The following is a 25,328-nucleotide window of genomic DNA, read 5'->3' as shown; positions in this document are numbered from 1 at the left end:
GGCGTCTACACAGTCCTATTTAAATACTTTGAGAGCTTATCCACACCACTTGAGGCTCCGCCGCAGGCGGCGCCTTCTTCGGCGGCCTGACTGGGTATCTTAATACGACAAGTCTCTTCCTAGCCCCAGGCACGGTGCCTTGTATAAGTATGTAGGGCCCCTTGACCACTCCATAATGGAGGAAGCCTGACTTGGGCGTGATCTCGGCGCCGTTGTCCCCAATTTTTATAATCCTCTTGTTGTACTCAGTGCGCTGGTGGAATCCCATCTGGCCTGGTCTCGGCTGTGTAAACATGACCGCAGGAGCTTGCGGCCCTATAGTTCCCGTCCTCCTGTGGCCCTTCCTGTGTTTATGCCAGCGAGGGAGTATGGTAACTCCAAACCTCTTGATCACGCCCTGGTATCCCTTGCCCTTTGTGACGGCGATTACGTCAACGAGCTGCCCCGCCGTGAAGACCTCCTTCGGTGACACGGTTTTGCCCAGGAGAGAAACGGCGAATTTTATCCTCTCGTCTACGCTGGGGACCCCGCCGATGGGTATTTCTAGAAGCTCCGGCGTCTTCTTGCCAATGCCCGAGAGATGGGGCTGAGTGGCCACCAACGCCCTCACGTCTACAGCTACGTCTTTAAACTCCTCCACCTTCTTCATCTGCTTATCTACATCTACTTTCTCGGGGAGCGTCAACACCCGTCTGAGATATGCCGGGAGCTCGGGCGCCCACACCTCAGCGATAGATCTCTTGTAGCCGTTGGTAGGATCCAGGGTGTAGAGCCTGAAGCCCCATATAAAGAGCGGCGGCGCGTCTAGCACAGTAACCGCCTTGACCACCTCTTTGCCGTACAGGGGGCTCGTCGGCCTATCCTCTACGACCACCGCGTGTAACATGCCGGCTTTATACGCCGCGAAACCCAGCAGAGTTGGCTTACCGAGATTTACCTCTGGCCAAGTCCGCACCCTAGGCACTATATCCGCCGCGCGCTTCCTCGGGTATACCCCCATCGAGCCGCGGCGCGGCCTATTAATCTTTAAACCCATGGCGCGTGACATAGAGACAGTTTATAAACTTTAGTAGCGAGACGATATTTAAAAAAAAGGAACACGATATGTGCTATATGCGTAAACATTGGAAATGTGTAATCTGTGGCAATGACATAATAGAGGGCCAGCTCTTCACTTTCTACAGTAAGGGGCCTGTGCATTGGGAGTGTTGGGAACGTGAAATTGCGCCTAAGATCTACCGCGATGTTGACTTAGCGGTGTTACTACGCCTAGACCACTATATCCACGAGGACATAGTGTCGTTAAAAGAGCTAGAACAGATAGCACAAAACGAGGAAACCAAGAAGGAGATCTTGGAAATTAGGAGACAACTCGAGGCCACAGCCGCAAAACTTACAAATAAAATCGCTACAGTGGTTTAAAAACGTTAGATAAGAAAAGCCTAGTGATCGAGCTAGGTAGGAAAAGTGTAAAATTAACCCTGGGGAGACAGCTACTCTCTTTCTCTCTCCCAACGGGAGATCCAACACCTCTCGCTTCATTTGACGGTAGAGCACTCAGAGCCGAGTGTTGTAATATCAACGTCGAGCTCCAGATTGAGCAGTCGGCAGGCGGCGTCGTTGTCCACAAGAGGCTAGGGCCACGTGAACACGTCTTTGGCCTAGGCACGAGGGCTTATCCGCCTGATAGACGTAGGGGACGGTTTATTCTATTTAACAACGACCTGTATGGGTATCAACTCGGCATGGATCCTCTCTATGCGTCTATACCTCTTCTTGTGTTTATAGACGGCGGCATTGCAGTCGGAATCATAATTAACAGTCCAGCCTATGGCGTTGTCGACATTGGATTCTCTAGATATAATGAGGTGGTTGTAGAGGTGGAGGATAAGCCAGAGCTTTACATACTCTTTGGCCCAACGCCACTTGAAGTATATAATGTATACAGCGAAGTGACTGGAAAACCGTTTCTACTGCCCAAGTGGGCGCTTGGCGTACATCTATCGCGATATAGCTACGAGCCTCAAGACGCAGTGCTAGAAGTTATAAAAGAGGTAATACAGACAGCCCCTCTTGACGCAATATACCTTGACATAGACTATATGGACAGTTATAAACAGTTTACTTGGGATTTAAAGAAATTTCCAGACCCTAGAGGCTTTGTAGAAGAGTTACACACACTTGGGATACATGTGGTTACTATAGTAGATCCATATATAAAAGCGGAGCCAAGATACAAGCCCTTTGAAAAATTTCTAGACTGCGCCCTTGTTACAGAAAACAACGAGATATATCTCGGAAGGGGGTGGCCCGGGCTTTCTATACTGCCAGATTTCTTAAACCCCAGATGTAGAGAACTTTGGGCGTCACACATCGCCGATTTTGTCACAACCTATGGCATTGATGGGATTTGGCTAGATATGAACGAGCCCACGGTCTTTAACTGCGACGTAGTTACCTCCAGATCTAGGATATACGCTATTGCAGGCGCAACGCCACACCCATTAACTAGAGAGGAGCTGTATTGCAAAGCGCCGCGCGGCGCCTACCATTTAGTAGAGGGGGTCAAGACACCCCATGAAAAAGTGAGGGGGCTCTACCCATATTTCCAAGCCGAGGCGACATACAATGGGTTAAAGTCCGCTGGGAAAGAGCCCTTTATATTATCTAGGTCTGGATATTTGGGAATACAGAAATACGCGGCTTTATGGACTGGGGATGTCCCAAGCACTTGGGAAGGCCTTAGATTAACCCTCATGACCGTCCTCGGTCTCTCTGCCTCTGGCGTGCCTTACGTAGGATGTGACGTAGGTGGTTTCGCAGGTCTGGGGGATTACGAACTTGTGGCCAGGTGGTATCAAGCAGCGGCCTTTTTCCCAATATATAGAATACATAGAGACAAAGGCACGCCAGATGTAGAAATTACAAGACTCCCCGCCAAATATCGCCATATGGCTTTAGAAGCTATAAAAATGAGAATAAAATTCCTCCCATATCTCTGGCATCTTGTCTGGGAGGCGCATCTATATGGCCATCCAATTGTAAGACCTCTGGGACTTGAGTTTCCAGATGATGAAGACACATTTAAGATATATGACGAATATATGGTGGGCTCCTACTTGCTGTATGCCCCAATAGTTGACAAGGGGACGAGACATAGAGATGTATATCTGCCAAGAGGCATATGGCTAGATTTAGCCACGGGGAAGGCGCACCTAGGCCCAAGCTGGATTACGTCAGAAGCCGATATGCCTTTATACATAAGGTTTGGCTCAGCTGTGCCAACCGAAGGCGAGTTGTTAATATATGGCGAAGGCAAATGGACAATATATACAGAGGGGGGGCCTATAACTATCGTCCGCACAGGTAATAGAATAGAGACAGAATGGCCCAATATACATATACTAGGCGAAAAGCTTGTAGAAATTATAATTAGTGGCAAGCCACGGCGCGCCGTGACTACAAAACTAGGGTCATATGTAGCTATCTCACATACAAAAACCCAGTGACTATCAGACATCGCCTTTTGTTTATAAGACAAAATGGCTACTTTGACTATCGGAGACAGGCCTCACGTAGGAGACGTGCAAGAAGATTGAGTGTCATCTCGCGTCTGTCTAGCGTGAGGAGACAGTCTAACTCTTCCGTAGTTAACTTGGGCTCTTCTTGTCCCGTGACCTCTTTCAATAGTTCTTTGACGTACTCCTCAACGGCCAAGTGCATCCTTGTCACAAGGTCGAGGACGTTTAGTCGCTCCTCTACCAACTGCCGCGGTATCTCCACCTTCAGCGTTCTGTATGTGTACATGGCCTTGTATGTGGATGGGCTGAAATATCTGCTAGTTATAGAAGACACACGGGGGCAAGCCAAAAGTAACAACCCGCTCTCCCCACTCCGGCGACCATCACACCTTTAAACTTGTAGACTGTCGCTCATATGAGCCAACCGGCCTTGGGGACCCTGCCGGCTGTTGCGTCTGTCGAGCCCGTCCGCCCAGGCACGGCCGGACCCCGCGCCCAGGGCCACGGCTCCGGACATGCCCCGAGCCCCCCGGGGAAGGCCAGTCTAACAAAGGGGAGCAGATTGGGGTATATCCACTACGTAGACTTTTCCATATTTAGCAAGTACTTCTGCAAGTCTTTCGGGCTCGTCTGAAATAAAGACGTGGGAGGGGCCAGTACCCGATACGCCGCCGACAGCGCCTAGTCTTAAAGCTTCTAACGTAGGCCCCGGGGGGTAGCCCAGGGCGTAGCCATATGCAATTGCGTTTATCAACATGGCTTCTCTCCACATGCCCAACCCCGCGTAGGCCACTGCAGTTCTAATGACCGGCGCGAGCGACCTCATCTCCTCTAGTCTATACCTCCTCTTTTCATACGGCGGGATTAACACAACTGCCCTCCCAGACACGTCCAGATCCCTAATCACAAGCATCTTGTAGTTATCGGTCAAATAGCTACGCCCAGTGGCGCTTGCCACCGCGTCGTCAAAAGCGCCCGTCACGCTTATACCAGCCCACCTGCTGAGCTCTGCGTTTAGACGCGCAACGTCGAAGAGGTCCAGCCGGGCGCCCGCTAGTTTTGTTGTAGCAATTATAATAGCGTTTACGACGGCGCTACTAGACTTCAGCCCACCCGCCGTTGGGAGATCACCGGAAATCTCTACCGAGAGGGGTCCAAGGCCGAATCTCTCTGCGACCTTCTCCACTATCCGCTTCACTGGCGAGATGTCTACGTCTGCATAAGTGGAGACCTCGAACTTATCCGACGTACAGACTCTGGCAGATATCTTTAGCGAAATGGGGAAAGCCGCACCGTGGCCTGTGGCAATCGCATTAATTATAGTGCCCCCGCCGTAGGCACATCCAGTGGCGCAGACCACGTATATATGTCAACCTATTTATTTATCGTCTCTCCCACACGCCCTATTTAGGGCAGAAAAGGCCTCTCTAAGCCCCTCCTCCGGCTCTACAAGCGCAATTCTCACATAGCCCCCCCTCCCGTATAGAGAGCCAGGCAAGACAGACACTCCCTCAGTCAGTGCAGATTCAAAACATTTAACGTCGTCGCTAACTTGAGGAAATATGTAAAAGGCGCCGCCTGGCTTTACAAACTTCAGCCTTAGTTCAGACAGCGCCAGCTCTACCCTCCTCAAGTAGGCCTGGGAGATCTCTCTTCTCCGCCTTGGCAATACGTCGATTACAGACGCCACCGCCCTCTGGGCCGGGGTGGGGGCGACGTTTATTGTGGCTCTGTTGAACCTCGCCACCTCCCTAGCGATATCCCTCGGCGCAATCACAGCTCCAACCCTCAGCCCAGGCACAGAAAACACCTTAGAGAAGCTATATACAACGGCGACTGAAGAGGGAGAGAGCTCCGCCGGAGATACAAACTCAGTAAACACGATATCTCTATAGATCTCGTCGCTGATCACGAACTCAGCCACGTCGACAAGCTCCCTTACCTTCTCCCTCGGCAGGACGGCTCCCGTGGGGTTGTTGGGGTAGTTCACCACGTAGACCCCCCGCTCGGCGAAGTTGGGGATCCACCCGTCGCCTCCCTCCACAAGGCTGAGTTCCAGCCCGAAGACCCCAGCGATGTCGAAGTAGCCGGGGTAGAAGGGGGAGGTGGTCAAGAGGCGCCTCTTCCTAAAGATCCACATAAGGGCGGCAAGGCCGTGTCTCCCCCCGGCCACCGCCACCACCTCGCTGGGATCTGCCTTAAAGACCTCGGCCACCGCCTCTCTAAACTCTGGGAGGCCCTCAGGAGGGCCGTATCTAAAGTCCCCGCCCCCCCTAAGGGCCTCCACCAGCTCGGGCGGCGGCGGCAGATCCGGATCCCCAATGTCTAGCCTATGCCTCGGCGCCGCCTCGCCTATGCGCCTTAAAACAAGCGAAAAATCCATAACAATAGCCACATTTAATAAATATGAGGCTGTGGCGCGTAGAAGAGGCCCAGCGGCTTGTCGAAAGCGAGCTTGCGGCAGATCTGGCAGAGGTCTGGGCGAGGTGCCGCGGCGACTTCCACTGTTTAGAGAAAACGCCCTACGACTCCGCGCTGGTAGGAGTGGGGAGGTGGTGGGCCGGCCCCTTCACGATAGGCAATAGGAAGCTGGGGGAGATGCCGTTTTTCTCTCTGCCGCCGGTGACGACGTGCCCCGGCCACACGCCCTTCTGCCTAAGGTGGTGCTACGCCATATACGAGGTGGCCAACTGGCGCGCTCACGTACGGGAGGCCGCCTCTTACCTGCTTTCGCAGAGAGACGACTTCGTAGACGTTGTACTGAGCTACTTGGCGAAGATCCCACATCCCGTCGTTAGACTACACGTAAGCGGCGACTTCTACAGCAGGGCCTACCTAGAGAAGTGGGCAGAGGCGGCGGGAAGGCGGCCGGACAAGATCTTCTACACATACACCAAATCCCTAGACTTAATAAGGCGTGTTGAAACGCCAGAGAACTTGGTCATACACATAAGCGCGGATCCGTACAATTACGTAAAAGCAGTTGAGACATGGCGCGAGCTTGGGAGGGGCCTCATAACCTATGTATATACGCCGGGAGAGGACGTAGGTCCCATCCGCTACATACTGGAAAACACCGGGGCCGTGCTCCTCCTTTTCTTAAACCATGTCCAACACGCGCCTAGAGACGATCCCCGGAAGATTCGCACACAGCTTAGAGCCACCCTCGGCCCACAGGCCAGGAGGGTGGTCTTCGACCCAGAGGAGTTCTCCAGCGGGCCCCAGTGCGTCCAGTGCGGCGTCTGCTGGCGCACGGCTAAATATTTTAAAGATCCTCCATATCGTAAGACATGGGGTATTGATATGCGGCGCAGTACCAGTTAGAAAGCCGACAGATATATATAGAGCTCTGGACTCCCCTGTTTCCTGCCTCGAGCTAAGGCTCGATTACCTAGAGACCTCACTCGCCGAGGCGAAGCCAGCGTTGGAGGAGGCGGTAGCGAGGAGGACAGTCATATTCACCGTCAGGAGGAGGGAGGAGGGGGGCGTCTGGCGGGGCACAGAGGAGGAGAGGGCGGCCCTCTACCTAAAGCTCCTGGAGCTGACGCCCCACTTCGTAGACGTGGAGGCCGCCGCGCCGGCGGCTGAGCAGGTGGCGGCCGCCAAGGGGAGGACAAAGCTGATAGCCAGCAGACACGACTTCGGCGGGACCCCGCCGTATGAGACCCTCCTCTCCTGGGCCCGGGAGGCGGCAGCCTTGGGCGACGTGGTGAAGATAGTCACCTACGCCAGAGAGCCCCGGGACGGCCTCGCCGTGCTCTCCCTAATCGGCGCCGTGGAGAAACCGACGGTGGCCTTTGCCATGGGGCCGGCCGGGGCCTACACCAGGCTGGCGGCGGCGGCCCTGGGGAGCCCCATCATGTATGTGTCGCTGGGTGAGACGACGGCGCCTGGCCAGATATCGGTAGACGCCTACTACGCCGCGCTCCTAGGCATAGGGGCCGCCCCCCGGGGGGAGGGTCTGCCGGCGCTGAGGGAGGCGCTGGACTGGATAGACAGTGCCCTCATGCACCTCCTCAAGAGGAGGCTGGAAGTGTGCCGCGACATGGGGAAGATAAAAAAGGCCGCCGGTCTCCCTATATACGACGACGTTAGAGAGACCCAGGTCTTGAAGAGGGCGGGCGACTTTAAACAGATCTTCGAGCTGGTGGTGCAGATGTGCAAAGCAGTGCAGCTAGTCGCCTAGCGGCCTTACCTCAACCCGAGCCCTAGCCGCATAGGCTCCACCGGGCCGTCAAGCCTCCCCGGCAGACAAGAGTCACGGCAGAAGACGCCGCTCCACCCAAACCAGTTATCGTTCACATAGAACCCAAACCACCTAAACCCCCGCGGCAGATCCGCAAGCCTCACAGAAGCCGCAACGTCCCCTCCGCTACGTTACAAAAAGCAACATCCCACACTACAAACCTCTAAGAACCATTAAACCCAACAAGCACCACGTTGCTAACGCCGACAGCTGTGGGAATCCCGCCGCCGAGACCCCGGCAGGATGGCAATCCACCTACCCACACCTCTCCAACACAGGCACCTGGGTCTCAATCATATCACCCCAGCGTTGTTACGTTAACAAAAACATAGTTTGCCCCGGAAGACGACCCGTAACATATATATATAAAAACCAATGTAGTTTCTATGAAGCTTAGGGGGGTCACGCTTATCTATGGGCCGCCTGGCGCTGGGAAGACTACTCTTACGGCGTGGTACACGTATAACAACTACGATAGGGTGTTTTGGGTCTCTGCCTTTGAAGATGAGAGAACCTTTAGGAGGAATATGGCGGCTTTGGGCTACAACTTCGGCGAGAAGCTCGTCTACTGGGAGGCGGTGTTGGCCGGAGCAGAGACGTTTTTCAACACCCTGTTAGACGCAGTAGTTCGCGAAAAGCCGCAGGCCCTGGTAATAGACTCCGTGACGGAGTTTCTCGCCGCGGGGGGGGGGGGGGGGGCTGGACATCCTCCACAATGTTATTTACAGAGCTATAAAACAGGGCGGGGTCGACGTCTTTCTGACGGCGGAGAGGGAGGTTGCGCAGAGGGTGGCTTATGTGGCGGACAACGTCATTGAGCTGATCTACGAGGTCTACCCCTACGGCGCCGTGAGAGAGGCCGTCGTGAGGAAGATACGCGGGGGGAGGGCGGGTTTTATAGTGCCCTACGTAATTAAAGAGGGGGTCGGCGTACTCATCATAACGCCGACAGAGCCCGTAGCGACGCGGATAGAGAGGCTAGAAACTGGGACGTGTCTCGACGTAGCCGCCGGCGGGCTTTACAAGGGGCTGTTACATGTCCTTGTGGGACCGCCTGGGGCTGGAAAAACTTGGCTTATGTTGAAGGCTGTTAAATCTCTACGAGAGCGGGGTGTAAAAGCAGAGTATATAAACAGGGGCGGTTTCGTGTATGTTCAACAATTTGGTGTAGAATCCATAGACGTAAATCTAGACTTAGGCGAGTTATACGCTGCGTTAGCTACAGTTAAGGCAGACGTCGTTTTTATCAGAGGCTTAGAAGCTCTTTTTAGATTATATGGCGAACAACTACTGTACTCCACCCTACAGACGTTACTGAGGGTAGCCAGGTCGGGCCCCGCCGTAGTTATATCACTTAGAGATTTACACGATCTCGATGTGCTTTTCGACGTGATTGTAAACGTAGAGAATAGGACAGTCACAAGCGTGAGGGCGCCGGGCGGGAAGATAGGGGAGAAGGTCAAGTGTTGATATGTGTCTGACGAGAGACCTCCTAGCCCGTTTCTACGGCTCTCTTGATATGTCGCTTCGTACTTTGACGCATTACCGTGTCTTGGCGGCGTTTGGCAAGCCTCTGGACTACTTCCTCCTGGAGGAGCCCTGGCGCGTCTACGAAGTGTTGGAAAAGGCGCTTGGCAGACACAACGCCGAGTTGATAATCAACATCTTGAGGAGCTGGCTCGAGAGAAATGGATGCAGGCTAACCCACGAACAGCTGGTGAAATATCTAACCACGAGAGAGGCATGGAGGAGGTAAGCCTCCCCACCTCCACAATCTTCCCATCTCTCATCTTGGCGTAGGCGTCGCAGTAGTGGCTAGCTTTGACGTATTGGCCGCGGACAACGGCGGTGTCAGCGCCGGGGTACTTCATGGCGGGCGGCTTGGTGGCGTTGATCAGCCAGTAGGTCATGTTGGTAAATGTGACCGTGGCAACTACTAGGGCTACTACCGCCAGGGCGGCGAGCACTACCAGAGACCTATAATTCCTTCTTTTTCTTGCCATGTACGCTTCGTACGACGAGGTTTAAATAGTCAACATTGCGACATGTGTTTATAAGCCTCTGTGTGGCTAGCTACGTGAGGATTGGTATAGTGGGGAGTGGGGCAATGGGGTCTTGGCTGAGGCAGGAGCTGTCTTCTCTCCACAGGGTGCTGGTTTTTGATATAGACAGGACAAGGTCTGACGTGTCTTCGCTTGAGGAGCTGGTGAGGTGGGCCGAGGTTGTCATTGTGGCCGTGCCTTTTTGGGCAGCGAGGGAGGTGCTTAGGGAGATCGCGCCCATGGCCTCCGGTAGGCTGGTTATGGATATCGCCACGTTTAAGAGGGGGGTGGTGGAGACGTACAGCGAGTTTCCGCTGGACGCGAAGGTTGCGTCTGTCCACCCGCTTTTTGGCCCTGGGGCTCCTTCCATAAAGGGGCAGAGGGTTCTCATCATGGAGGTGCCGGGGAGACAGGGGGCTCTGGAGGCCTTCCGCTTCTGGTCCGAGCTGGGGGCCGTGGTAGAGTGGGGGGATCTCGCAAAACACGACTACTACGTCTCCCGCACCATCGCGCTCAGCTATGCGGTAGGTCTCGCCTTGGCAAGGATCTACGCCGAGACAGGCGAGGAGATCTTCAAATACGGCGGCACCTCCTTTAGATATCTGGCCGCCTACGCCTTCTCCCTCCTGCGTGACCCAAATGCGCCTAGATACGCCGAAGAGGCCCCCCTGGAGGAGTTCATAAAAGCCCTCAGCCGCGGCGATTTGCCAAAGGCCTTGCTGGACCCCGACGCGGCATACAAAGCCTTCTACAAGGCGCTGGAGGCGCTGAAAGACCTCTATGGCTGAGTGACTAAAACCCTCTTGTCTCTAACTTCGGAAGGAATCTGGGACTCTGATAGGGGCTGGGCGGTGAGAAATAGACAGTTTATATCTTACATAACAGTCTGCGATAGGGATCGGCGGCGAGGGAGTACGCGTGATGTAGTTACGTTAGATGCGACTCTTTGACCCGACGCCAGAGGCCCGCTCTTGAGGCACGACTTGTATGCGTGCCGTGGCTTCATAAACGTTTTTAACAGGTGCCTATTCTTCTGCAATGTTTCCGCCTGCTTTTGAATATGTGCGAGCTGGTTCCCTCTCCGAGGCCGTAGAAATCCTCTCGCGAAGAGAGGACGCGGCGCCTATCGCGGGGGGCCAGAGCTTGATCCCTCTGCTTAAGTTGCGTCTTGTGCGGTATGGCCTCCTGGTGGACATCGGGAGAATCTCCGAGCTCCACTACGTCAGATACGGCGATGTGGTTGAGGTGGGGGCTCTCGCGCGGCATTTCGAGTTTGAGGACTCTCCTTGTCCCTTCTTGAGACAAGTCGCATTACGCATAGGCGACCCCCAGGTGAGGTCTCTGGGCACGGTGGGGGGCTCTCTCGCCCACGCCGACCCTCTGGGCGACTGGCCCGCCGCACTTCTGGCGCTTGGCGCGGTGGTCAAGGTAGTGGGGCCCGGTAGCGTTAGAGAGGTCGACATTGATGACTTCATCCGGGGACCCTACTTCACCGCCCTGGAGAGGGGGGAGCTGGTGGCGGGAGTAAGCTTTAGATGTCCCCAAAGGGGGGCGTACGTTAAGTTCTCCAGGCGGCACAACGATTTCGCTCTGGTGGCGACTGCGGTTGTCGCAGAGGTGAAGGAGGGACACATCGTGTGGGCCCGGGTAGCGGCTCTAGGCGCTGGGGATAGGCCAGTGAGGCTTAGGAAGGTGGAGACCCTTCTGGCGGGGTCGCCCCTGAGTAAAGACGTCATCGCGGCGGCGGGAGAGACTGCAGCTAAGGAAGCCGACCCCCCGTCGGACTTCCGCGCCTCTGCGGAATATAGGAGGGCTCTCCTAAGCGTGGCCGTGAGAAGGGCTTTGGAGAGACTATGAGGGTGAGACTGAGGGTAAACGGCATTTGGCATGAAGTAGATGTGGAGCCGAGGGCTCTGCTCGTACACGTCCTTAGAGACCTCGGCTACAAGTCTGTACGCGTGGGGTGCGACACTGCCACTTGCGGCGCGTGCACCGTGTTGATGAACGGGAGACCGGTCAAGAGCTGCAACGTGCTGGCTGTGCAAGCAGATGGAGCGGAGATATACACGGCCGAGTACAGCGACGAGCTCATGGAGAGACTTAGGGAGGCGTTTAAGAGGAAACACGCGGCGCAATGCGGCTTCTGCACCTCCGGCATGCTTCTCACAGCCTATTATCTCGTCAAGAGGGGTGCCAAAACCGCTGAGGAGATAGCGGAGGGCCTCGCGGGGGTGCTCTGTAGATGCACAGGCTACCAAAACATAGTAGAGGCCGTAAAAGAGGTAGCAAACTCCTAAAGCGCTTTGGCTACCGCGTCTTTTAGCGCTGGCCAGTGCCAGGCGTAGTGTTCGCCGACGCCCAGCGCGGGGTCTCTCGGCGGCTTCCCGCCGGCGATTGTCTCCGTCAGCTCCAGCACCTTGTTATACTTGTAGAGCAGTTTCTCTAACCTCCTCACCTCGGCTCCCGGCTTGTCGAGGACGTCTGGGTCTTCCACTGCGCGCTTGAACAATCCAGCAACGCCGAGTTTGGCGGCCTCTTTCACCATCTCATCAATATTCTCCCTCTCCACTAGGTCTTGGAGGTACTTCTCCACATCCCATCTCGACTTCTTCAAGTCGCCTACGCACCTGGGGTTTCCTCCGCATGTCCGCCATAGCGTCTCGAAGTCTATGGGCGGGTTGAGGGCGTCGTAGAGCTCTCTCCTCCCGCGCCAGATTCCAGACCATGTACGGATCGGCGTAGCCCCTCGGAAGTATCCTCTCAACGGCGGCGTACTCAGACGTAATGAGGACGACGTTGTATATCTTGTCTCTCAGCTCTTTTACCCTAAGCGTTGGGTGTTCCATCCTGTCCATGAAGTATTTGACCCAGCCGACTGGGTCGTCTCTGTAGGCTCGGTGGAACTCGTCCACAACGAGGAGCACCCTATCCACGCCGCGTAGGCGCTTCAGTATCTCCAGCCGTCGTCGTGAATTTAGCCGCCACCTCCCCTGCCGGCCTGCCGGCGAATTGAGTCGCCAGAGCCTTCACCACCTCGCCTAGTATGTCCACGGCGTTTGAAAAGAGGGCGTCGTCCCACCTCTCAGCCCTAGTGTCTACATAGAGGACTAGCGCGTCTCCGCCAAAGAGTTCCTCCGTCTTCTCAGCCACCTTCTGCGCCAACGTCATCTTACCACAGCCGAGGAGGCCGTAGAGGAGGAAGGGGTAGGTATATTGCACACGCATACCCTAACCCAAGCTCGCGAGCGCGACCGACAAAAATGTCCACATTGGTTTATCTATCTGCATTTTAATATTTATAACGGGGGCGTTCGGTGGGTGTGTGGGGTTTGTTGGCAAGCCGCTTCCCAGGTTTGAAGACGATGTGATTCTCAGGGGGAAGGCGCGGTATGTAGACGACATCGATCTTCCTGGCATGTTGTACGCAGGTTTTGTCAGATCGCCGTATGCGCATGCCAAGGTGTTGAAAGTGGATTTGTCGGACGCCGCTGGACACCCCGGCGTTGTGGCTGTTTTTGGCCCCGGCGATGGCTTCAACTTCGCCCCTGGGGGGAAGGTGAGGTACCAGGGGGAGGCCGTGGCGATGGTGGTGGCGCGAGACCGCTATGTTCTCTACGACGCGTTGGAGAAGGCGGCAGTGGACTACGAGCCTCTGCCGGCTGTAGTTGATGTATATGAGGCGTTAAAGCCAGGCGCGCCGCTTGTAGACGAGAGCCTTGGATCTAACGTGGTGTATGAAAATATATACATCGGCGGCGATGTTGAAAAGGCCTTCCGCGAGGCCGACGTGGTTGTGGAGGGGAGGTTCTCAATACAGCGCCTCGTGCCATCTGCCATGGAGACGCGGGGGGTCGTTGCCTCATACGACGGGGAGACCCTCACGGTGTGGAGCTCCACCCAAGTGCCTTTTGATATCAGAAAAGAGGTGGCCAAAGCCCTCGGCTTGCCTCTGGCGAAGGTCAGAGTGATACAGCCCCACGTCGGGGGGGCCTTTGGGTCTAAGCTCCTTGTGTATCCGGAGGAGCTGTGGGTGGCCAGGGCGGCCTACGTCCTCAGAGCGCCTGTGAAATGGGTGGCCACAAGGACCGAGGACTTTAGGGCTACTACACACGGCAGAGGGCTCACCCTTGAGTATAGAGCATGCGCAAAGAGAGACGGGGAGATATTGGCAGTGGAGGGGACGATATATGAAGATGCCGGGGCCTACTACTGGGGGGAGGGCCTCGCAGACACTGCCGCTAGGATGCTCCCAGGTCCCTACGACATACGGCACGGCAGGGTAAAGGTAATAGCTGTCTTGACGAATAAAACGCCGCTTAGCGCATATAGAGGGGCAGGGAGGCCGGAGGCCACCCTCTTTATTGAGCGTATAGTTGACCACATAGCGGATGAGCTGGGGATAGACAGGGTGGAGATCAGGAGGAGGAACCTAGTCCGGCAGCTCCCCTACACAAATGTCTTCGGGATTACGTACGACACAGGGGATTACCCGGCCACCTTCGAGAGGGGGCTGGAGAGGCTGGGCTACCACCAGCTTAGGAGGTGGGCTGAGGAGGAGGCGCGGAGGGGAAGAATCCTGGGAGTTGGGCTGTCGGTATATGTCGAAATTACCACCTTCGGCTACGAGACGGCGATCTTGAGGGCTGAGGAAGACGGTAGTTTTACGCTCTATACCGCGTTGACGCCGCACGGCCAAGGTCTTGCCACCGCCCTTGCCCAGGTGGTAGCCGACGAGCTTGAGGTGTCTCCGGAGGTTGTGAAGGTGTACTGGGGAGATACCGCGTATATAAGCGACGGGATCGGAACGATGGGCAGCCGCTCGATTACAGCGGGCGGCTCTGCTGCAATTTTAGCGGCTAGGAAGCTGAAGGCCGAGCTGGCCAAGGCAGCGGAGAAGCTACTGGGCTGCAAGCCTGAATATAGCGGGGGCAAGTTCCGCTGTGGCGACAAAGAGATCTCTATTGGCGATGTGGTTAAGGCCGTCTACAGAGGGGAGGCCGAGGCTCAACTGACCGTGGAGGCCATTTACCACGCGGAGCCCACCTTCCCCTTCGGCGTCCACGTCGCCGTGGTGGAGCTAGACCCCGAGACGGGGTTTGTAAAACCCCTCCTCTACAGGTCGTACGACGACGTCGGCGTTGTCGTCAACCCGCTCCTAGCCGCGGGGCAAGTAATGGGCGGAGCTCTCCAGGGCATCGCCCAGGCCCTATACGAGGAGGTTATCTACGACAGCGATGGAAACCTCGTCACGTCGAATTTGGCGTTTTACTACGTGCCTACTGCCGTCGAGGCGCCCCGTTTCGAGGTGTACTTTGCTGAGAGGCCCCACCCCTCTAAACACCCCACGGGAACAAAAGGCATAGGAGAAGCCGCAACAATCGCCTCCACGCCGGCTGTGGTGGCGGCTGTGGAAGACGCTATGCGCAAGATCAAGCCTGGGGTTAGGATATCCAAGACCCCCGTGTCGCCCGAGGACGTCTGGAGGATGTTGAGGTGAGGTGCGTAGCAGTGTTGCTTGCAGCGGGCAGCTCCACGCGCTTCGGAGGCGACAAGCTTCTTCATACATGGCGTGGGCGGCCTCTGGTGTGGTGGGCCGCCGAGTCGCTCAGGAGAGCAGGCCTTGAGATATACATCGTGGTAAACAGGAGGGAGGTCGCGAAGGCAGCCGGCGGCGTCGACGGCGTTGTATATAACCCCTGGTGGCGGTTTGGCCTATCTACGAGCGTGAAGTCGGCTCTGGCGGCGCTTTACGACAAGCCTTGCATCTTGTGGGCTCTCGGCGATATGCCCTGCGTGAGGCCGGAAACACACCTCAAAATTGCCAGAGAGTGTGACGTTGGCTTGGCCGTGCCTACGTATGGCGGCCGCAGGGGAAATCCTGTGGCGTCGTGTAGAGACGTCTACCCACTCGCAATGGGTCTTACCGGCGACGTGGGCCTCCGCGCTTTAATAAACGCCGTCCCGACGAAATATATCCCCGTGGACGACCCAGGGGTATTGATTGACGTGGACAGCCCAGGGGAGCTGGAGAGCCTTAGCTCTTGCCTAGAGCCCTCGCCACTTCTCTAGCCTTTTGTACAAGCTCTCTGAACTGGTCGAAGGTGAGTTGTTGTTTTGCGTCGCTCCACGCCTTGTCGGGGTCCGGGTGCACCTCCACGATTAGACCGTCTGCCCCAGCCGCTAATATGGCGAGGGCCAGCGGTATGACGTATCTCCTGTCTCCAGCCGGGTGGCTGGGGTCGCCTATCACAGGCAAGTGGGTGTGTTGTTTGGCGTAGGCTATCGCGCCTACGTCGAGCGTAAACCTAAGGGTTTTGTCGAAGGTTCTAATACCTCTCTCCACTAGGATTATACCGCCGTTGCCGTGGAGAGCCACGTACTCAGCCGCCAGTAGCCACTCCTCTATGGTGTTTCCAAAGCCTCTCTTGAGAAGCACCGGCTTGCCCGCTCGGCCGAGCTTCTTCAGAAGAGTGAAGTTCTGCATGTTTCTAGCCCCCACCTGTATCGCGTCTGCGTATCTAACCACCAGCGGCATATCCTCCGGGTCCATAAGCTCCGTGACGGCGGGGAGGCCCGTCTCCTCCCTGGCCTTGGCCAGTAGCTTCAGCCCCTCCTCCCCTAGGCCTTGGAAAGTGTATGGGCTTGTCCTCGGCTTGAAGGCCCCTCCCCTCAACGCGTCTGCCCCAGCCTCTTTTACAAACCTCGCTGTCTTCATGATCTGGTCCTCGGTCTCTACAGAACAAGGACCTGCTATTATGAAGATCTTCCCCTCTCTAACCTCTCTACCGCCGATGTAGACAGGCGTGGGATCCCTCTTCCACTCCCTGGAGACCAGCTGACTGTCTGTCTTTAATTCTATGGCGGCTTTAACTGGCGTGTTCAACCCTTGGAGTCGGACATTTGGCGGCGTAACTACTATATAGTTCCCCCAAAGCTCTACATACCATGCAGGAACTCCCCTAGCCTCTATCTCTTCCTTTAGAGATTTCCCTTGTTGAGGCCCCTCGACTATATACAACATGGCAAGTCTATAGATCCAAGATATAAGCTTATCTCAATTTTGTGAGCATAGCCGCTAGAGCAGTTGCCACTGCCTCTTTTAATGCTTGTGGAGTTACAACTCCCTCTTTATAGTCTCTCTCTAACGCGCCAGCGTCTTCATAACGCCGTCCGCCCACTTCCAGCGGACCGCCGTAAGGTATGAGGAGATATGTGGCTATTTCAAACACGGGGTTGAACTTAGTCTCTCTGGGAGGGCAGTAGGCTGCCCAGATCTTCCTCCGCACCTCTTCTTCGGAGTCTGTAATAAATATGGCACTCTGAGGCTTCGACTTGCTCATCTTGTACATGGCGTACACCTCGTCTAGCTCTCTGTGGGTGCCCTCCATCCTGCCAGTGCCGGAGAGCGAGGTTATAATCGGCGTGTGTATAGCAACGGGCTTTTTAAAGCCGAGTTTCTCGGCGACGTCGCGCGCCAGCATGTGGGCCCGCCTCTGGTCCATACCCCCCACGGCCACGTCTACGCCCAAGTAGAATATGTCGGCCACTTGCATTATTGGGTAGAGGAGCTTCGAGAAGTCGAGCTCCACCTCCTCCATACGTCTCCCCATGACCGGGGTGGCCCTCCTCACCCGAGCCAGCGAGGTCTCCTTGGCGGTCTTCACCACCAGCTCCCAGTAACGGGGGTCCCTCGCAATCTCGTCTCCGTATACATACTTGAACTTGCCGATCTTGTCTAACACCGCCTTCACTTTTTCGCCATGGCTACGGAGCTCCTCCAGCGCCCCCTTGTCGTTTATCCAGGCATGCCATGTAGCAACGAGCACCACGACGTCAAACCCAGCCTCTCTCAGCTCCGCGAGTTTGTAAGCCCAGACGAGCCACCCCACGTGTATAGGCCACAGAGGCTCAAACCCGAGATATGCCAAACCGCCTCTTAGGCTGAGAAACTCCTCTTTTGTCACAACCTCTTCTACATTTCTCAACAGACGTTCCATATAGCAACTGCAAAAGCTATATTATATAAAATAATCCGCCGTCTCTGCCGTTTGTCTCTAGGCGACCGTTGCTGGTATTCGACGATTACGTCTAGGGGCTTTCTCCCCGCCCGTGCCTTTATCGACAGCCAGTCCCCAGCGTGGGGTTATAGAGGACAACGACACACAGCTCCCTCCAGCGTTCCACAGAACAGAGTCCCCACGCCATAGCCCTTGCCAGGGTTGATGGACGACAGGGTATCCCCGCCAGAGCTGTCTTCGAACTGACCCGCTCACCCATATGAAATACATTTCTATATATCTTTCTTCACAGTTCTGCTATGGAAGATTATAGGTTGCCGACCATCCCTAAGGGCGAGACTTTTGGTTGTAAAGGTTTAAATAGGGCATTTTTTCTCTGTGTTATGTCACAGGGGTATTTACTATCGGGGTGGAAAGAGGGGTTTCAGAACTAGCTCAGTTAGCGTGTAAAGCCAGGAAATATCTCGTACTTATGGCGGGCTACGACCCAGGCATGCATCTAGGCTCTTCGCTTTCAGTCATCGAAATAGTTACAGCTCTCTACGGCACTGGAAGAGTAAAATTCAACGTCGCCAACGGCGCACACAATAGAAATTACTTTGTGTTGTCAAAAGGTCATGCTGTACATGCAATATACGCCCTTGCTGCCGCAATGGGATATCTCAGCATTGACGAACTTAGAGAGACCGGTAGCCTCGGCAGCCGTCTCCAAAACCACCCAGAGGTAGACACCCCCTTCGTAGATGTTCCAAACTCAGGCTCTCTTGGCCAAGGCATAAGCATGGCGGTGGGCCTTGCCCTAGGCCTTAGGCTGAGGGGAGAGCCCGGGCGGGTATATCTAGTCACAGGAGATGGAGAATTAGACGAGGGGCAGAGCTGGGAGTCTTTCGCCGTGGCGGCACACTACGGCTTAAACAACCTGGTGACAATCGTTGATTTAAACGGCGTCCAGCTTGATGGGCACTGTGAAGAGGTGTTACGCAAGGGAGATCTAGCAGCTAGGTTTAGGTCTCTCGGCTTTGAAGTTTTTGAAATAAATGGACATGACATAGGTCAAATAGTGGAGACGCTTGAAAAAGCTGAAAAAAGCGCTAGGCCGCCTGTTATAATTGCAAAGACTATAAGAGGGAGGGGGGTGCCTCCGATAGAGGACACCGCAAAACAGAGACTTTCAAGAGACGACGCCCTCAAATACGCGGGGAATATATGCTAGACCTCGAGGGGCTGACGCCGAGAGAGGCGCTGGGCCGCGCGTTGGCAGATCTTGGAGATCTGAGAAAAGACGTAGTAGTTCTTGTGGCAGATACAGGAGAGACCACGCGGGCTAGGTTCTTTGCAGAGAGACACCCAGAGCGGTTTTTCAACGTGGGCATAGCCGAGCAGTCTCTAGTTGGGATTGCAGCAGGCCTTGCTCTGGCGGGTTTTATGCCATATGCCCTCACCTTCGCCGCCTTTATGACAAGAGCTTGGGAGCAAGCCCGCAACTCTGTAGATAGGTTAGCCTTGCCTGTGAGACTCGTGGGCACCCACGCCGGATTTGCTGACGCCTACGACGGCCCCTCTCACCAAGCGCTGGAAGACATCGCAATCTTCAGAGTCTTACCCAACTTCACAGTGTTGGTCCCAGCGGACTCTTGCGAAGTCTATAGGGCGGTCACCGCCTCAGCCACCGTAAAGGGCCCCGTCTACATCAGAGTTGGGAGAGACTTCCACATACCCACCACTTGTGATATGTACGACAAGTTCGAGGTGGGAAGAGCCTACGTGGCTGTAGAGGGTAAAGACGTCGCCATATTTACTACTGGCGTTACTCTGCCCTTTGCAATAGAGGCAGCTCAGCTATTGAGAGACAGAGGCATCTCTGCGGCAGTGGTACACTTCCCCACCGTGAAGCCCCTCGACTACGCCGCCGTTGAGAAATACGCGGCGGCCACCGGCGCTGTGTTGACGGTAGAGGAGCACATGGTACACGGCGGCTTCGGCTCAGCCGTCGCTGAACACCTCTCCCAAACCAGGCCCACGAAGATGGCAATTATGGGCCTTAAGTCGTATGGAAGAACTGCGAAGAGCCCCCAGGAGCTGTATCAATACTACGGCCTCACTCCCGAAAACATCGCAGCAAGAGCCGAGGAGCTCGTGCGGCTGAGATGAGGAGGTTTTTCTACAGACACACCAGGGGGGTCACTGAGGTGGTAGTGGGAAGGGGTCTGCCATACGGCGAATACATAGAGCGGCCTGTAGTTCTGGCGGAGGAAGGGCTTAGGCCCCCCATACCCGGCGCTCCCACCCTCGTGCTGAGGGGTGGCGAGGAGGTCAAAAGCCTTGAGGTTTTGACCAAGGTCTACAGCTTTTTAAAGGAGGTGGGGGCAGATAGATCCACCACGCTTGTGGCCGTCGGCGGGGGGGCTCTACTGGATCTGGCAACCTTCGCCGCGGGGACCTACATGAGGGGTATCCGCCTCGTCCACATACCGACCACCCTCCTGGCTATGGTAGACGCGGCGCTGGGGGGCAAAGGCGCCGTCGACTGGGGCCCCGTCAAGAACCTAGTCGGCGTGTTCTACCAGCCAGCGGCTATACTCTGCGACCTCTCCTGGCTTGAGACTCTGCCTGAGAGGGTCTACCGGTCGGCATTTGCAGAGGTAGTGAAGTACGGCTTGGCGCTAGACGGGGATTTCTACAGCTGGGTGAGAGAGAACGCCAAGGCCCTCTTGGCCAGAGACTGGGGGGCTCTGGAGTACGCGGTGTACCGCTCCCTCCAGCTCAAAGCCGGAGTTGTGGAGGTTGACGAATTCGAGGAGAGGGGCATTAGGCAGGTATTAAACGTGGGCCACACGGTGGGCCACGCCGTAGAGAGAGTGCTAGGCCTTCTACATGGGGAGGCAGTGGCCGTTGGGATAGTTGCAGAGCTCCGCCTCTCCAGCGAGCTGGGCTACCTCCGGGAGAGCCACGTGGCCGAGGCGGCCGAGGTCCTCAGCTCCCTCGGCTTGCCCACAAGCGTGAAGGCGACTGAGCAACAGCTGGCGGAGGCGGCAGCCCTCGTCAAATTCGACAAGAAGAGACGCGGCGGCCACATCTACATCCCCCTGGTCGTTAGGCCGGGGAGGTGGATTCTGGAGAAGATAGCGGTGGAAGAGGTGGAGAAGGCTGTTAGATATGTTCTGCATCAAGGCGGGTAGGCTGGAGGGGAAATTCGCCGCTCCGCCCTCCAAGCCCTACTCCCAGAGACTCCTCCTCGCCTCTGCCCTGGCCGAGGGCGAAACGGTCATCAGGGGGGTGGAGTGGAGCGACGACTTCACCGCCATGTTTAGAGCCGTCCAACCCTTGGCTAGGCTGTACTGCGAAGGCGGCGTGGTCAAGGCCTCCAGGAGGGAGCCGGACTTCTACAGGTCTTTTAACGTCATGGAGAGCGGCTTCACACTACGTACGGCGGTGGCAGTATACGCAGGCGTGCCCGGGATAACCGCTGTATACTACGGAGGCACCTTAAAGGGGCGACCGATAGACGAGCTCGTGGAAGCTCTAAGGCGGTTGACCGCGGTGGAGAAAACGGCAGGCGCCATCGTCGTAGAGGGGAGGCGCTTGGAGGAGTTTGACGTCGAAATCCGCGCAGACATATCCTCGCAGTACATCTCGGGACTTATGTACCTCGCCGCTCACGTGGGGAGAGGCATCGTGCGGCCTGTAGGCGAGAGGAAGTCTTGGAGCTTCGTGGAAGCCACCGCCGAGGTCTTGAAGAAGTTCGGCGCCCACGTGGAGCTGGGGGAGACAATAGAGGTGGAGGGCCCGCTGAGGAGCCCCAGGGCCGTCGACGTCCCCAGCGACTTCAGCCTAGCAGCTTTTCTCGTGGTGGCCGGCGTCGCCACGGGAGGTCACGTCGAGCTTCTGGGGACGCTCGCCGAAGTGGACAAGTGGGCAATCGACGTGTTTAGGCAAATGGGCGCTGATATAACCATAGACAACGGCATCATGAGAGTCGGCGGCGTCTTCACAAGAGGCGTAGACGTAGACCTCGGAAGAAACCCAGACCTCGTCATGCCGGTGGCTCTGGCAGCCGCCATGGTTGAAGAGGAGAGCGCCATCAGGGGGGTGGACCACCTCCGGTATAAAGAAAGCGACAGAGTTGCCACAGTCCTCGACGTACTGAGACGCCTCGGCGTAGAAGTGCGCTACGACAAAGGCGCTATATACATAAGGGGGCCTCCCACCAAGCGGGAAGTCGCCTTCCAGACACACGGAGACCACAGAATAGGCCTCATGGCCCTAGCCGCGGCGAAGATAGTGGGCGGATGCGTAGACGACCTCACGCCCGTAGCCAAGTCCTGGCCCTCATCAATCCTCTACTTCAAAGGATAAAAACTACATATCGCCTACAGATGTGAAAGTATTAGTCACAGGCGGAGCTGGCTTTATCGGTAGCCACCTGGTGGATCGGCTGGTGGAAGAGGGCTATGAGGTCGTCGTAGTGGACAACCTCTCCTCCGGCAGGAGAGAGAATGTAAATCCGCAGGCGCGACTCCACATAGCAGACCTCAAAGACCCAGATTGGGCCGTCGGCGTTTCTGCAGACATCGTTTTCCACTTTGCGGGTAATCCAGAGGTTAGGGCGGAGCCTCGTGTCCATTTTGAGGAGAATGTAGTGGCGACTTTTAACGTGTTGGAGTGGGCTCGTCTCTCTGGCGTTAGGACTGTTGTCTTTGCCTCTTCTTCAACGGTGTATGGAGACGCGAAGGTTCTGCCGACTCCGGAGGATTACCCGCTGGAGCCGATAAGCGTCTACGGCGCGGCTAAGGCGGCTGGCGAGACGATGTGTGCAACGTACGCCAGACTTTACGGCGTTAGGTGCCTGGCGCTGAGGTACGCCAACGTGGTGGGGCCGAGGATGAGACACGGCGCCATATACGACTTCGTCATGAAGCTGAGGAAGAGGCCAGAGGAGCTGGAGGTTCTGGGAGACGGCACACAGAGGAAGAGCTACCTACACGTCGAAGAGGCAGTAGAGGCAACGCTAAGGGCCTGGAGAAAATTCGAAGAGATGGGAGAACCGTACCTAGCGCTAAACGTGGGGAATGTAGACTCTTTAACTATGTTAGATGTTGCTAAGATAGTTACTGAGACAATGGGCGTGGCGCCAGTTATAAAAGTGGGTAGAGAGCCTTCTGACTGTATGAACTCGTTTCTCTCTATAGAGAAAATATCAAAACTCGCCGGGTGGAGGCCGAGACTCTCCAGCACAGAGAGCGTTAGAAAAGCGGTAGAGGAGCTATTGAAAGAGCTGGCCTAGCTTTTTAATGCGCCCCCCTTCGCGACACCGACCCTCTCTGGGGGCTACGGGCCCGCCCCCGCTGACGCCTTTGGGGCCGCGGGGGCGAGGGGGACCGGCCGTGCCTGTGCGTACGGGCTCGGCGTAACGGCCGGTTGCCAGGGCCGGTTGGTTCATAAGTGAAGAAACTTACGAGTTAGAAGTGTGGTGGTCGCTGAAAAAGCGGGTTGTTTCTGGAGGATCTCCCAGTACCTCCTCTTGGCCCAGTATATGGGTATGTTGTCTCTGTGGTCTGAGAAGCCGCAGGCGGGGCACTGCATCCGCCTACCCCCCGCTTCTCTCATCTTTGCTCCACAACGGGGACACACTGTGCTGTAGAGTTGCACCTCTCTGTATGGAAGGCCGTACCACTGCGCCTCCTCAGCTGGCCGAGGCCGTCTAGGAGGTGTTTCTTCTCTCCGTTCCCCTCCTTCAACTCTCGGTACGTCTCGTCCTCCATTGCGTCAACGACTATGGCGGCTTGACGCCCTCTCGCCAGCTTTATGATCTCGCGGGCGGCGTTGCCCCTTCCAGTATGAGCCAACTAGAGACGGCCATATACGCGACGCCCGCCGTGTTGGCCACGGCAGCGGTGGCGCTGAGCGGCGCCGTCGTAAAGGCGGCGCGGCGTTGGGAGACGTGTATTGGCCATGTTGTTGACCTTCGCAGCCAGAGCCGTCGCTAGCAACTTGCCGACCTCGCCGGCGTCATACGCCGCTGTTGCCACCCCAAGTCTTGTTCATATTGACAATACCCATCGTGGCGTTGGCGGTAGACGCCGTGAGAACCGCCGTAAAACAAACCCGTTTCTAACCCACATCCCCACCTGGTAGACCCCGCCCCGACGTCTGCGATCCCCACTTCCCCCGCTCCCTACGCTGACCAACGCCACACCTGTCTTACGGCGCCGCCGTGAGGCAGGTGTGTGAGAGAGTAGAAAGAAGCGTCTCTCAGCTAATTTTTCTCTCCCGCGCCGCATGCGCCTATGGGCCAAGTCTATAGAACGCTGAAGGTGGAAATTCCCTGGTAGTTGGTCGAAGAACGTCCAGACGTCTTAAACCACGCCACGACCAAAGATAAATAAATAAACTTAGTTTCATGTATGGGGTTAGACACCGCTGTAACTATAGTTCTGCTTGCCGGTGTTATTATCTATACATGGCTGAGACGTAAAAACGCTAAATGCCGATCTTAACAACTCTCCTGCCTATATGTGATGCATTTGGTGTCTCTGCCAGAAGCTTGGGCAGATCCGAAAAGCTATGTACGCTATATACTGGCTTTACAGCGCCGGAGGCAAGAAGTTTTAACGCCTCTTCTAAGTCTTTTCTACTCCCCTGAATTACTGGCAGTATCTCCACCTCCTTTAGTATTAGAAGGCCCAGTAGGAGAGGTGTCGGTTGCGGGTCGACGTTTCCTATCAAAGCTATGCGGGCACCCCAGTTGAGGGATCTCACAGTCTGCTCCAGGGTGGGCCCTCCGACAGCCTCTATGGCGCCATCTGCGCCGCCAAGTTTCTTGACCTCCTCTGAGAAGGCCTTCTCTGTGATTACATAATCGGCGTATTTGCCCACCGCTTCTGCCTTGCCGTGGCTCGTCACAGCTATGACCTTCGCCCCGTAGGCCTTGGCTATTTGAACTGCATGTATCCCCACGCCGCCGCCCGCTCCAGTCACTAATATGCGCATGCCGGGCGCCACGCCAATTTTCTTAACTCCCCTCACAATAGTCGAAAGAACGCATGCAGCAAAAGAGGCAGCCTCAAAGGAGACTCCTGGCGGAATTTTCACAAGAGATTTACGATCGACTGATATATACTCGGCGAAGGCCCCTGGCAGATCTTCGCCATATATCTTCCTATTTTTACATAAATACTCTCTACCCGACCTGCAGTATTCACATTCACCACAGTATTCAAACATCATACCTGCCACTGCGTCGTTTGGTTTAAACTCTACAACCCCCTCCCCCACTTCTTCAACAACGCCGGCGAACTCATGCCCCGGCACCGTCGGCAGTTTAACTCGTTGAAAGCCTTGCCAAGCTAGGTAATCTCTAAAACACACGCCAGCTGCCGCCACTTTAACAACTACTCTGCCAGGCGCCGCCCTGGGTTTCTCTATATCAGAAAGAACTGGAGACTCCTTAAATCTATTGAGAATATACGCCTTCATTAAGATATGTTTTTAGATCTTTATA

General features: G+C 55.8%; 28 protein-coding genes and 1 pseudogene. 18 read left to right on the top strand and 11 right to left on the bottom strand.

Features of this window, described 5'->3' with window-relative positions; all coding sequences use genetic code 11:
* Nucleotides 1-19: 19 nt before the first annotated feature.
* The gene (locus PISL_RS09220; RefSeq protein WP_053240490.1) at nt 20-1,036 is read right to left on the bottom strand and encodes a 50S ribosomal protein L3; all 1,017 of its coding nucleotides are present in this window, start codon (nt 1,034-1,036) and stop codon (nt 20-22) included.
* Nucleotides 1,037-1,104: 68 nt separating this feature from the next.
* On the opposite strand from PISL_RS09220, the gene PISL_RS09215 reads away from it, so the two are divergent.
* Entirely contained in the window at nt 1,105-1,422 is a 318-nt protein-coding gene (locus PISL_RS09215) for a DUF2175 domain-containing protein (RefSeq protein ID WP_011763519.1), read from the top strand.
* 23 nt (nt 1,423-1,445) lie between these two features.
* Nucleotides 1,446-3,509, top strand: coding sequence for an alpha-glucosidase MalA (gene malA, locus PISL_RS09210; protein WP_011763518.1), 2,064 nt, complete (start codon nt 1,446-1,448; stop codon nt 3,507-3,509).
* Between the two features lie 46 nt (nt 3,510-3,555).
* Here malA and PISL_RS09205 read toward each other — a convergent pair whose 3' ends face one another.
* The 3 genes from PISL_RS09205 to PISL_RS09195 all read right to left on the bottom strand — a co-directional run bounded on the left by PISL_RS09205 (nt 3,556) and on the right by PISL_RS09195 (nt 5,904).
* Nucleotides 3,556-3,807 (bottom strand): hypothetical protein, encoded by a 252-nt coding sequence (locus PISL_RS09205; protein ID WP_053240488.1) that lies wholly within the window; start codon nt 3,805-3,807, stop codon nt 3,556-3,558.
* 258 nt (nt 3,808-4,065) lie between these two features.
* Nucleotides 4,066-4,881 carry a shikimate kinase gene (locus PISL_RS09200; protein WP_011763516.1) on the bottom strand — a complete coding sequence of 272 codons (816 nt, stop codon included), beginning with the start codon at nt 4,879-4,881 and terminating at the stop codon, nt 4,066-4,068.
* Nucleotides 4,882-4,899: 18 nt separating this feature from the next.
* Nucleotides 4,900-5,904, bottom strand: a complete 1,005-nt coding sequence (locus PISL_RS09195) for a pyridoxal phosphate-dependent aminotransferase (protein ID WP_053240573.1) — start codon at nt 5,902-5,904, stop codon at nt 4,900-4,902.
* A gap of 23 nt (nt 5,905-5,927) precedes the next feature.
* On the opposite strand from PISL_RS09195, the gene PISL_RS09190 reads away from it, so the two are divergent.
* The 8 genes from PISL_RS09190 (at nt 5,928) to PISL_RS09160 (ending at nt 12,106) form a co-directional block, all read left to right on the top strand.
* Nucleotides 5,928-6,845, top strand: a complete 918-nt coding sequence (locus tag PISL_RS09190; protein ID WP_011763514.1) for a GP88 family protein — start codon at nt 5,928-5,930, stop codon at nt 6,843-6,845.
* Nucleotides 6,820-7,707, top strand: a complete 888-nt coding sequence (aroD, locus tag PISL_RS09185; protein WP_011763513.1) for a type I 3-dehydroquinate dehydratase — start codon at nt 6,820-6,822, stop codon at nt 7,705-7,707. Before PISL_RS09190 ends, aroD begins: the two co-directional genes overlap by 26 nt.
* A gap of 446 nt (nt 7,708-8,153) precedes the next feature.
* Nucleotides 8,154-8,585, top strand: coding sequence for an RAD55 family ATPase (locus tag PISL_RS11470; protein ID WP_011763512.1), 432 nt, complete (start codon nt 8,154-8,156; stop codon nt 8,583-8,585).
* The gene (locus tag PISL_RS11465) at nt 8,557-9,237 is read left to right on the top strand and encodes an ATP-binding protein (RefSeq protein ID WP_011763511.1); all 681 of its coding nucleotides are present in this window, start codon (nt 8,557-8,559) and stop codon (nt 9,235-9,237) included. Before PISL_RS11470 ends, PISL_RS11465 begins: the two co-directional genes overlap by 29 nt.
* Before the next feature lies 1 nt (nt 9,238).
* Complete coding sequence (locus PISL_RS11080; RefSeq protein WP_011763510.1) at nt 9,239-9,523, top strand: hypothetical protein; 285 nt, start codon at nt 9,239-9,241, stop codon at nt 9,521-9,523.
* A 321-nt stretch (nt 9,524-9,844) separates the two neighbouring features.
* The gene (locus PISL_RS09170) at nt 9,845-10,597 is read left to right on the top strand and encodes a prephenate dehydrogenase (RefSeq protein WP_011763509.1); all 753 of its coding nucleotides are present in this window, start codon (nt 9,845-9,847) and stop codon (nt 10,595-10,597) included.
* A gap of 250 nt (nt 10,598-10,847) precedes the next feature.
* Nucleotides 10,848-11,666: an FAD binding domain-containing protein gene (locus PISL_RS09165; protein ID WP_011763508.1), complete on the top strand. Its 819-nt coding sequence runs from the start codon at nt 10,848-10,850 to the stop codon at nt 11,664-11,666.
* Complete coding sequence (locus PISL_RS09160) at nt 11,663-12,106, top strand: (2Fe-2S)-binding protein (RefSeq protein WP_011763507.1); 444 nt, start codon at nt 11,663-11,665, stop codon at nt 12,104-12,106. The genes PISL_RS09165 and PISL_RS09160 overlap by 4 nt, the downstream gene beginning before the upstream one ends.
* Here PISL_RS09160 and PISL_RS11455 read toward each other — a convergent pair.
* The 3 genes from PISL_RS11455 to PISL_RS11445 are packed head-to-tail and all read right to left on the bottom strand — an operon-like array spanning nt 12,103 to nt 13,034.
* On the bottom strand, nt 12,103-12,402 hold the full coding sequence (locus PISL_RS11455) for a hypothetical protein (RefSeq protein ID WP_245218382.1): 300 nt from the start codon (nt 12,400-12,402) through the stop codon (nt 12,103-12,105). The genes PISL_RS09160 and PISL_RS11455 overlap by 4 nt on opposite strands.
* A complete protein-coding gene (locus PISL_RS11450) occupies nt 12,359-12,742 on the bottom strand; it encodes a hypothetical protein (RefSeq protein ID WP_245218380.1) in 384 nt (127 codons plus the stop codon). The genes PISL_RS11455 and PISL_RS11450 overlap by 44 nt, the downstream gene beginning before the upstream one ends.
* Nucleotides 12,735-13,034, bottom strand: coding sequence for a hypothetical protein (locus tag PISL_RS11445; RefSeq protein WP_011763505.1), 300 nt, complete (start codon nt 13,032-13,034; stop codon nt 12,735-12,737). Before PISL_RS11445 ends, PISL_RS11450 begins: the two co-directional genes overlap by 8 nt.
* Before the next feature lie 97 nt (nt 13,035-13,131).
* Between PISL_RS11445 and cutA the strand changes: the two genes are divergently transcribed.
* Complete coding sequence (gene cutA, locus PISL_RS09150; protein WP_011763504.1) at nt 13,132-15,306, top strand: glyceraldehyde dehydrogenase subunit alpha; 2,175 nt, start codon at nt 13,132-13,134, stop codon at nt 15,304-15,306.
* On the top strand, nt 15,303-15,878 hold the full coding sequence (locus PISL_RS09145) for a nucleotidyltransferase family protein (protein WP_053240487.1): 576 nt from the start codon (nt 15,303-15,305) through the stop codon (nt 15,876-15,878). The genes cutA and PISL_RS09145 overlap by 4 nt, the downstream gene beginning before the upstream one ends.
* Here the strand turns inward: PISL_RS09145 and aroF are convergent.
* Both aroF and PISL_RS09135 read right to left on the bottom strand, forming a co-directional pair.
* Nucleotides 15,844-16,830 (bottom strand): 3-deoxy-7-phosphoheptulonate synthase, encoded by a 987-nt coding sequence (gene aroF, locus PISL_RS09140; protein ID WP_011763502.1) that lies wholly within the window; start codon nt 16,828-16,830, stop codon nt 15,844-15,846. The two genes, PISL_RS09145 and aroF, sit on opposite strands and share 35 nt — an antisense overlap.
* Before the next feature lie 28 nt (nt 16,831-16,858).
* Nucleotides 16,859-17,806, bottom strand: a complete 948-nt coding sequence (locus PISL_RS09135; protein WP_011763501.1) for a tyrosine--tRNA ligase — start codon at nt 17,804-17,806, stop codon at nt 16,859-16,861.
* 430 nt (nt 17,807-18,236) lie between these two features.
* Between PISL_RS09135 and PISL_RS09130 the strand changes: the two genes are divergently transcribed.
* Genes PISL_RS09130 through PISL_RS09110 form a run of 5 tightly spaced genes read left to right on the top strand, consistent with a single transcriptional unit; the run spans nt 18,237 to nt 23,111 of the window.
* Nucleotides 18,237-19,040, top strand: coding sequence for a transketolase (locus PISL_RS09130; protein WP_011763500.1), 804 nt, complete (start codon nt 18,237-18,239; stop codon nt 19,038-19,040).
* A complete protein-coding gene (locus tag PISL_RS09125) occupies nt 19,034-19,978 on the top strand; it encodes a transketolase family protein (protein ID WP_011763499.1) in 945 nt (314 codons plus the stop codon). Before PISL_RS09130 ends, PISL_RS09125 begins: the two co-directional genes overlap by 7 nt.
* On the top strand, nt 19,975-21,006 hold the full coding sequence (locus PISL_RS09120; protein ID WP_011763498.1) for a 3-dehydroquinate synthase: 1,032 nt from the start codon (nt 19,975-19,977) through the stop codon (nt 21,004-21,006). The genes PISL_RS09125 and PISL_RS09120 overlap by 4 nt, the downstream gene beginning before the upstream one ends.
* Nucleotides 20,984-22,183 (top strand): 3-phosphoshikimate 1-carboxyvinyltransferase, encoded by a 1,200-nt coding sequence (locus PISL_RS09115; protein WP_011763497.1) that lies wholly within the window; start codon nt 20,984-20,986, stop codon nt 22,181-22,183. Before PISL_RS09120 ends, PISL_RS09115 begins: the two co-directional genes overlap by 23 nt.
* A gap of 22 nt (nt 22,184-22,205) precedes the next feature.
* Nucleotides 22,206-23,111 carry an NAD-dependent epimerase/dehydratase family protein gene (locus PISL_RS09110; RefSeq protein WP_011763496.1) on the top strand — a complete coding sequence of 302 codons (906 nt, stop codon included), beginning with the start codon at nt 22,206-22,208 and terminating at the stop codon, nt 23,109-23,111.
* A 152-nt stretch (nt 23,112-23,263) separates the two neighbouring features.
* Here the strand turns inward: PISL_RS09110 and PISL_RS11075 are convergent.
* Nucleotides 23,264-23,652 (bottom strand): annotated as a pseudogene (locus PISL_RS11075) (zinc ribbon domain-containing protein); the annotation flags it as partial.
* Nucleotides 23,653-23,664: 12 nt separating this feature from the next.
* Between PISL_RS11075 and PISL_RS11070 the strand changes: the two are divergent.
* Nucleotides 23,665-23,814, top strand: a complete 150-nt coding sequence (locus PISL_RS11070) for a hypothetical protein (protein WP_167827683.1) — start codon at nt 23,665-23,667, stop codon at nt 23,812-23,814.
* Nucleotides 23,815-24,307: 493 nt separating this feature from the next.
* Here PISL_RS11070 and PISL_RS09100 read toward each other — a convergent pair whose 3' ends face one another.
* Complete coding sequence (locus PISL_RS09100) at nt 24,308-25,303, bottom strand: alcohol dehydrogenase catalytic domain-containing protein (protein WP_011763495.1); 996 nt, start codon at nt 25,301-25,303, stop codon at nt 24,308-24,310.
* Nucleotides 25,304-25,328 lie beyond the last annotated feature (25 nt).

The organism is Pyrobaculum islandicum DSM 4184 (assembly GCF_000015205.1).
GTDB classification, from domain to species: domain Archaea; phylum Thermoproteota; class Thermoprotei; order Thermoproteales; family Thermoproteaceae; genus Pyrobaculum; species Pyrobaculum islandicum.
Note: the sequence above shows the minus strand (reverse complement) of the source record. Positions and strands in the feature narration are given on the sequence as shown.

What these genes read in the sequence shown, in the direction of transcription:
- PISL_RS09220 (WP_053240490.1), bottom strand. Translation starts at nt 1,036, where the DNA reads ATGGGTTTAAAGATTAATAGGCCGCGCCGCGGCTCGATGGGGGTATAC.
- PISL_RS09215 (WP_011763519.1), top strand. Translation starts at nt 1,105, where the DNA reads ATGTGCTATATGCGTAAACATTGGAAATGTGTAATCTGTGGCAATGAC.
- PISL_RS09205 (WP_053240488.1), bottom strand. Translation starts at nt 3,807, where the DNA reads ATGTACACATACAGAACGCTGAAGGTGGAGATACCGCGGCAGTTGGTA.
- PISL_RS09195 (WP_053240573.1), bottom strand. Translation starts at nt 5,904, where the DNA reads ATGGATTTTTCGCTTGTTTTAAGGCGCATAGGCGAGGCGGCGCCGAGG.
- PISL_RS09190 (WP_011763514.1), top strand. Translation starts at nt 5,928, where the DNA reads ATGAGGCTGTGGCGCGTAGAAGAGGCCCAGCGGCTTGTCGAAAGCGAG.
- PISL_RS11470 (WP_011763512.1), top strand. Translation starts at nt 8,154, where the DNA reads ATGAAGCTTAGGGGGGTCACGCTTATCTATGGGCCGCCTGGCGCTGGG.
- PISL_RS11080 (WP_011763510.1), top strand. Translation starts at nt 9,239, where the DNA reads ATGTGTCTGACGAGAGACCTCCTAGCCCGTTTCTACGGCTCTCTTGAT.
- PISL_RS09165 (WP_011763508.1), top strand. Translation starts at nt 10,848, where the DNA reads ATGTTTCCGCCTGCTTTTGAATATGTGCGAGCTGGTTCCCTCTCCGAG.
- PISL_RS09160 (WP_011763507.1), top strand. Translation starts at nt 11,663, where the DNA reads ATGAGGGTGAGACTGAGGGTAAACGGCATTTGGCATGAAGTAGATGTG.
- PISL_RS11445 (WP_011763505.1), bottom strand. Translation starts at nt 13,034, where the DNA reads ATGCGTGTGCAATATACCTACCCCTTCCTCCTCTACGGCCTCCTCGGC.
- aroF (WP_011763502.1), bottom strand. Translation starts at nt 16,830, where the DNA reads ATGTTGTATATAGTCGAGGGGCCTCAACAAGGGAAATCTCTAAAGGAA.
- PISL_RS09135 (WP_011763501.1), bottom strand. Translation starts at nt 17,806, where the DNA reads ATGGAACGTCTGTTGAGAAATGTAGAAGAGGTTGTGACAAAAGAGGAG.
- PISL_RS09125 (WP_011763499.1), top strand. Translation starts at nt 19,034, where the DNA reads ATGCTAGACCTCGAGGGGCTGACGCCGAGAGAGGCGCTGGGCCGCGCG.
- PISL_RS09120 (WP_011763498.1), top strand. Translation starts at nt 19,975, where the DNA reads ATGAGGAGGTTTTTCTACAGACACACCAGGGGGGTCACTGAGGTGGTA.
- PISL_RS09115 (WP_011763497.1), top strand. Translation starts at nt 20,984, where the DNA reads ATGTTCTGCATCAAGGCGGGTAGGCTGGAGGGGAAATTCGCCGCTCCG.
- PISL_RS11070 (WP_167827683.1), top strand. Translation starts at nt 23,665, where the DNA reads ATGAGCCAACTAGAGACGGCCATATACGCGACGCCCGCCGTGTTGGCC.
- PISL_RS09100 (WP_011763495.1), bottom strand. Translation starts at nt 25,303, where the DNA reads ATGAAGGCGTATATTCTCAATAGATTTAAGGAGTCTCCAGTTCTTTCT.